An 877-nucleotide genomic window follows, 5' to 3' on the forward strand; every position below is an offset into this window, starting at 1 on the left:
CTTCTTGGTCTCGGTGACGGCCTTGGCGGTGACTTCGACCAGATCGTTGTCGAGCTCCTCGTCGGCCTCTTCCTTGGCCTCTTCCTCTTCGGCCTCGGTGTCTTCCGCCTCGGACACATTGATGCCCATGTCGGACAGCATCGACATGATGTCTTCGATCTGCTCCGGCGACGTGGTGTCGGAGGGCAGCACTTCATTGAGCTGATCGAAGGTGACGAAGCCGCGCTTCTTCGCCTGCTTGATCATCTTCTTGACGGCCGCATCCGACAGGTCGAGGAGCGGCGAGGGAGCGTCGACGGAGTCCTTCTCCGGCGCGTCTACCTTGTCGTCCTTGTCCTTGTCCTGCACCTGAACCGTCTTCGCCTTGCTGGCCATCCACTGCTCCTGAACGCGCTCACGGACGAGGCGTCACCGCGCCGCCATGAAAACTTGCCTTATCGGGAGAGACGCACAAAGGGCGGCGCCCGCCTGCGCCACCCCGCACGATCCCGCTCGCTGGTTACCCAAATTGGTCGCCCGAAGGCCTTCTACCGGAATGCCGTTAAGCCCTTACTAACCCTGTTTTTGCAGCTAAATCCGGGGATTGGCGAGTCTTTTCGACTCTCCGCCCGCCCGGGGCCTTCCGCTGACCGCCTCACACGCTGCGCTGGAACCGGCCGGAGGATTCGCCGAATCCCTCGATCAGCGCCTCGGTCCCCTCGACCTGCGCCAGGCGCGCCTTGACGTCGTTCAACCACCGCATATTCGCCTCGCTGCCGTCTTCACCCAAAGCCAGCTCGGCATCCTTCAATTCCCTAAGTAAGGAGTGGGATTGTCGATGCAAGGCAACGAGTTGCTGCCACGTCGAAAGGACGTCCTCGCGGGCCGCCTTGGGGCC

General features: G+C 62.3%; 1 protein-coding gene and 1 pseudogene. Both read right to left on the reverse strand.

Features of this window, described 5'->3' with window-relative positions:
* Window positions 1-375 (reverse strand): RNA polymerase sigma factor region1.1 domain-containing protein (locus tag DYI24_RS27250; protein ID WP_283810915.1); only part of this gene is annotated, 375 nt, incomplete at its 3' end.
* A gap of 259 nt (window positions 376-634) precedes the next feature.
* A pseudogene (locus DYI24_RS27255) lies at window positions 635-877 on the reverse strand (DNA primase); the annotation flags it as partial.

This window comes from Rhodopseudomonas sp. BR0C11 (genome assembly GCF_010820945.1).
GTDB lineage: Bacteria > Pseudomonadota > Alphaproteobacteria > Rhizobiales > Xanthobacteraceae > Rhodopseudomonas > Rhodopseudomonas palustris_H.